Annotated in this window: 2 protein-coding genes; both read right to left on the bottom strand. The window is 53.5% G+C overall.

What is annotated here, in order from left to right:
* Positions 1–72: 72 nt before the first annotated feature.
* Entirely contained in the window at positions 73–1,722 is a 1,650-nt protein-coding gene (locus BLV87_RS18825; protein WP_093071189.1) for an alkaline phosphatase D family protein, read from the bottom strand.
* Between the two features lie 131 nt (positions 1,723–1,853).
* Positions 1,854–2,870, bottom strand: a 1,017-nt coding sequence (locus BLV87_RS18820) for a glycerophosphodiester phosphodiesterase family protein (protein ID WP_139282236.1), incomplete at its 5' end; no start/stop codon positions are given.

Genomic DNA, 2,870 nt, shown 5'->3' with positions numbered 1-2,870 from the left:
TTGCCGACAAAACAAACGGAGGAAAAAACCTAATAATTGGATGAGATTACAGCAAGTTAGGGAATGGAGGGCTTAAAGTTGATGCGTATAGGGGATCAATTGCTGCACCCCGGCTGCCAGTTCCGCCGGTTTAGTGTCGGGGATGTATTCTTCCAGCCCCGGTGAGGAGACGGATGGGGTCGCAAATTCCACCCCGATGGCATTGCCACTCACGTCTTGCAAATCGCTTGCCCAAGCATTGTGGGTATCACCGCTTAACACCACGATGTTTTTGTCCAATGCCCGTGCGGTGCCGAACACGGTTTCGCGGGCTATGGCATAACCATCCCACGCATCCAGATTATAGGGAATGCTGGGGGCAGCAATGATGGCTTGATTCACCGGGTCATTGACGATGGTAAGTTGTGCCGCCGTCATGCCCGCTGCCAGCAGGTTTTCCGGAGTAACAGGTGTGCCTGCCGCTGTCAGTCTGGCAACCAAGGTTTGGTAGGTGATAAACGCGGTGGCAAGTACTCCATACTGGGCAAAGCTGACCGTTGGCTTTTGCGGGGTTGGCGTCAGCAAGGGAGATGGCAAGTACATTTTGCCCATCAGGATTTGTTGCCCCAATACTTGCCATGTTGCGCCGGATGCTGCCAGTTGGCTTTGCAACCACGCCATTTGTTCTGCACCTAGCAATTGGCGGGTCGGGTCTGCCATGTCAGCGGCAAAAGTCGTGGCATTGAATGCGCCTGTGGTCGGGTCAATGTAAGTGGCGTAATCAAGTTGCTTGTCGCGCCCACCGGCACGGGTGTCGAGCATGTGCAAGCTAAGCAATGTACCGAAGTCGAACGAGCGGTAAGCCCGCAGCGGGTTGCTGGCATCTTGTTCGCGTACTGGCAACCATTCTTGCCATGCTTTCAAAGCAGCGGCACGGCGCAAGGCAAAGTCGCCTTCGGTCGCAGCAGTGTGGTTTTCTGCGCCATCTTTCCACGTGTCGTTGGCAATTTCGTGGTCATCCCAGATGCAGATGAAAGGCAGTTTGGCGTGAACCGCTTGCAAGTCCTTGTCGCTGCGGTATTGCGCGTAACGCTGGCGGTAATCGTCGATTTTCACCAATTCATTGGCGGGCAGGGAAACCCGCCCCAATTTTTCAGCATCCGCCGACGCATACTGATCAGCACCGGCTGGGTATTCGTAGATGTAATCGCCTAAGTGGATGGCGGCAAACAAATCATCGCGTTTGGCGGCTTCGGCATAAACGTGGAAATAACCTGCCGGGTAATTGGCGCATGAAAACACCGCGAGTTTCACTTCATCCGGCGAGGCTTGTGGCAAGGTGCGGGTTGTGCCGACTGGCGAGGTGCTGCCGTCAGCTTTGAAGCGGTAGTAATAGGTGTTGCCAGCAGTCAAGCCCGTGGCATCGACTTTGACGGTGTAATCGCGGGCGGCGTCGGTTTTGGTTTCACCTTTGCTCACGACGTTGGTGAAGGCGGCATCGCTGGCAACTTCCCATGTCACGCTGGTGCTGGTGGCGTTGGTACTGGGCAATACCCGTGTCCATAATATCACCCGATCAGCCAGCGGATCACCACTGGCGACACCATGGGTAAAGCTGGCAGCCGTAGCGGTGGCTACGCTGTCATTGTCATCATTGTTGCAACCTGTGAGTAAACCACTGGCAAGCGCACTCGAACCAAAAATGGCGTGGCGAATAAAATTACGGCGATCAATAGGGGGCATGGCACTCTCCGGCTGGTTTCAAATGACGACCATAATAGAGGTGGGAATGTGTCAGTGCGGTGAAAAGCGTATGAAGGCTTTGTGATGATCCCGAACACACATCCTTATGCGTCCGGGTTTTGCGAGCGGGCTTACAAGCCTTTGCAGTTGGCGTAGTAAGTCACGGTGGCAGGCCAGTCAGAGAAAATACCTTTGATACCGACATCTTGTGCCAGTACATCTAACATTTTCATTGTATCACCATCGTTGTTGATGCCTTTGTTGACGGTTTGGTAGTACCAACCACCGCCGGTGGTCATCGGATACGAACGTTCCAACGTCCATGCAATCAGGTTAATGCCCGCCGCTTGTGCAGCTTTGGCGTAAGCCGATGGCACGATGTCGTTGTTGGCATCCAGTTCTACCAGCGTGAACAGCGGTGGGGCAAGGTAGTTTACGCCCTGTGCCTTGAGGGATGGCATGGCAGCAATCTGCTTCTGGTAGTCAGCCGGAACGAGGTTTTCGTCGGGGTCGTTTTTGTATACCTTGTCATCCAGATACACGGCTTGTTGACCGAATTCTGACTCGTGTTTGATCCAGTACAGTACATCATCCAGTTCAAACGACTGCGGAAATACGTCGCAAGCGGGTACACCGGCAGCTTTGTATTCGTCGATCATTTTCTGAGCGTATTGTTGCTGGGTGAAGCCATCAAACGGCATTTTGACGCTGGCAGACTTGAGTTCTGGCGTCATTTTTGTGCCCAGTTTTTGGAACAAGGCGATGCTTTCCTGATGCGTCATCAGTGTGCCAGGGGCGGTATACAGGTCGGTGCGGAAATTGGCAGTGCCTTTGAGGTAATCCGCAGCGGTAGTCGCATTCGGGTTGGAGGCATCCATCTTGCCTTTCAACGTCTTGAATTCAGACAAGGTAATGTCGCTGGTGCAGCATTCGGCTGATGCAGGTTTCACCACTTTGCCACTGGCGTCGAGTTGTGCCGGGGTGAACGGTTTGGAACATTTGTTCGCCAACGGGGTGGCAACAATATTGGTGGTAGTGTGCAAGTCGCATTGCGAATGGCGGCATACCAGTTCCTTGTCTTTAGTGAAGGTGACGTCGCATTCGATAATGCCTATACGCATCAACTTTAACCCGCGAAAGCGGTCTCC

This window comes from Thiothrix caldifontis, assembly GCF_900107695.1.
Classification (GTDB): Bacteria; Pseudomonadota; Gammaproteobacteria; order Thiotrichales; family Thiotrichaceae; genus Thiothrix; species Thiothrix caldifontis.
This window is presented reverse-complemented; position numbering and strand designations above follow the sequence as displayed.

Excerpts from the sequence above, each read along its gene's own strand:
- BLV87_RS18825 (WP_093071189.1), bottom strand. The coding sequence starts at position 1,722 with ATGCCCCCTATTGATCGCCGTAATTTTATTCGCCACGCCATTTTTGGT.